Consider the following 2434-nt stretch of genomic DNA (forward strand, 5'->3'; position numbering starts at 1 on the left):
TCATCCCCTCGGAAACCGAAACCCCCAAGTAATTTTTAATAATGTACCGATTCTTGATTGTCACCTCCTTAAGTTTCTGCGACGCTGGGTCGGAACCGCGAAACATTACCCCAGGAGTCAGGAAATAACCGATATTTATATCCTCCAGCATCATGACCATAGCCAATAACTGCCCTCGATTAAAATCCGGCTTCCAAATCGCATTTTCACCGACTTCGATTTGCATTTTCGCCGTAGCAGCATCCCGTTCTGGAAGTTGTTCCCGTCCAAGGGTGAGGAAATAATGCAGTCGCAGATTAGGATACCAACTCTCATCATCTTTCCAAACCAGTATGGGAGTAACCTCAACCCCATAACGTTCTCGCAGCAATGCTTTCCGTTCCTGATACCTCTCAATTTTCGTCTTGCCTTTCTTGTCCTGCAACTTTTTTAGCTGGGACTCCGAGATATTTTCAGCGTCTGCGATCGCCTTACATTCTTCCAACCTTAATTCATGGGACACAGCTTTAACCTCCTCAACAATCTGTTGACTTTCAACTTCGGGAACTTTCTGTGCGTCAATAATCTCATAACCATCTTCTTGCAGACCTTGCAGCACAAATTCTTGATAGTGGTACATTTGAGCATTGATAACGCAAGCTCGTTTTGCCCAGTTTTGTAGAGATTCGGGTTGAAACTTCTGGTCTATGCTGCTGTAATCTGCATTATCAGCTTCGGAAAGTAAAGCAATATTCGCTCTCGTTACCGAATGTTGACTTGCCAGAAGTGAACCCATTGAAGTCGAAGCATTTCCCACAGTTCCAATCCCGCGATTTCTCACCCAAATGTGGCGTTCCACATTGTCGCGCAATCTCGCTAACATTTGTCGTACCGAGTTGGCAGATTGCACACCTTGATAAATTCCCCAGACTGCTTGGAAATGACCTTGAATATCGATCGATACTCCGGTTTCCAAACTTGGAGAAGCGATTACTAAGTCATATTCAATAAGGATTTGATTAAGATTGGCGATACAACCGTAGGCAGGATGATTGGGGTCAGAAACGGACTCACTATCAATTCGTAAAATTCGTAAATCTGGGAATTTACGACGAAATCTTTCTTCCAAAGCCTGAGTTCCCCATTTCGATTTCGCTTTCTGAGCAGAACAAAATAGCAGATGGGAAGATGCAGTAATAAATTTATCTTGTTTATTAATCGTTGACTTGGTTTCCGATTTTGCAAAATCTTCCCCTGCTGTTGGAGTTAGTTTACTTGTAGCAATCACTTTATCTAAAGCTACAAGCAAATCCTTGGGATTCGTACCTTCGTAGATATAGCATTTACCAGCGTTCGGCTGATAATCGTTGACAATGACAAACGGTTTTATCTGAATTTCTCCTGCCAAGGCTAATACGTAATCAACATCACAATCCGACACATCCGCACTGGCAAGATAAATCTTTCCTTCAGGACTACCCAATACATTTTGAATTAATAGCTTCAGGTTTTTGAGTACAGAAACGCGACGTTTTGCTACTTCGGTTCCAGAGTTGAGCAGATGCCAAAATACCTGGTCACACTCATCAATAATCACTGTATCGTTATGCCAATCATCGGGGTTAAATCGAGCTTGACTTTGATGATGTAAAGAATCAATACAAACTCCGTAGCCGAGTAAATCACCAGTTCCAGAATCGCGAACTTCCGTAACATAATTCACCCCAAACCTTTTACATAAAGCCTCTCCCAGTTGAATCCGATGAGTAATTATTAACACTCTACGACTTTGCTCGTGGGTTTTAGCGACTTCACCAACTAGCCATTGAGTTTTACCCGTTCCTTTCGCGGATTTGAGAACAATTAGTTTTTCATTTTCTGATATTTGAATTTTTTCCAGATATTTTTGTGTGAGTTGTATTGAGATTTGATAAGTCAACAATGTAAACAGCCGAACTTGCCATAAATCAAGCGTTTCAGCTTTGTAGTAAAGCCCATAAAATGCATCCTCTCCTTGGGATATAACGAAGTCATCAACTCCCTTATCTGGTCCAGGTAACTCAATAACCCTGACATCACACCCCTCAACAGCAAGTAGTTTTCCCATTCGCTTGATTGCAGTTCTTACTCGTTGTACAGTTTCAAGCTTCTTATCATGGTCAAAACAAATACTAACCCGTCTATCTTCAGTCGCAAAATGTTTCAAATCTGGAATTAGAAAGGGTTTCCCGACAACGTTACCCTCCTCATCTTTAGGAGTGCGATAGCCAGAATTAATTCCGGGGATAGCGATCGCAGCAAAACCCGCAGTTAATAAACAAGCTGCTTTCTTTACACCTTCAACAATTACAACTGGTACATTTTTTCGCCAAACCCAGTACCAAAAGCCATGTGGATGCTCTAAATCTTCGGATGAGATGTCTATTCCGCAATACCTCGAAACCAATCTCCAAGT

At 41.9% G+C, this 2434-nt stretch carries 1 protein-coding gene; it reads right to left on the reverse strand.

What is annotated here, in order from left to right:
* Positions 1-2434, reverse strand: a 2434-nt coding sequence (locus CK510_RS29365) for a plasmid replication protein, CyRepA1 family (protein WP_143289503.1), incomplete at both ends; no start/stop codon positions are given.

Origin of the sequence: Brunnivagina elsteri CCALA 953 (assembly GCF_002289455.1) — a bacterium.
In the GTDB taxonomy this organism is placed as follows: Bacteria; Cyanobacteriota; Cyanobacteriia; order Cyanobacteriales; family Nostocaceae; genus Brunnivagina; species Brunnivagina elsteri.